Genomic DNA, 669 nt, shown 5'->3' on the forward strand with positions numbered 1-669 from the left:
CTGATCTCCATCTGGGAGCAGGTGCTTGGCAGAACGCAGATCGGTGTTAAAGATAACTTCTTTGAGCTGGGAGGTCATAGCCTGAAAGCCACGAGACTGGCCAGTTTGATCCACAAGGCCTTTGAAGTGAAGTTGCCATTAAAGATACTTTTTTCTAACAGTATACTAGAAGAGCAGGCGTTACTGATTGCAAAGTCACGTAAAACGGCTTTTGCACAGATTGCGCGGGCGCCGCAACAGGCGGCTTATCCTTTATCATCTTCCCAGCGTCGTTTATGGGTATTGAGCCAGTTTGAAGAAGGTAGTGTGGCCTATAACATGCCAGGCGTTTATACGCTGACCGGCGAGTTAAACGTCGCTCAACTGGAACATGCGTTTGATGTACTCATTGAACGGCATGAAGTGCTGAGAACCATTTTTAAGGAAGATGAAGAGTATGGTGTACAACAGTACATTCTTCCTGCCATAGATTTCAGCATCCACTACATCACACAACCCACGGACTTATCTGCCGATATTCAGTCTGTATGTTATACCCCTTTTGATCTGTCTACCGGCCCTTTACTACGGGCATCTCTCTACGAAGTAGCAGCAGGGCAGTGGGTGTTTGTCTATGTGATGCATCACATCATCAGCGATGGCTGGTCAATGGGCGTATTGATCAAAGAG

The 669-nt window shown here is 46.9% G+C and carries 1 protein-coding gene; it reads left to right on the forward strand.

Annotated elements, in window-relative coordinates; translation table 11 throughout:
• On the forward strand, positions 1-669 hold a 669-nt coding region (locus AC1DFM_RS34675), incomplete at both ends, for a condensation domain-containing protein (RefSeq protein ID WP_477081366.1).

This window comes from Chitinophaga sp. 05T412, from assembly GCF_056396465.1.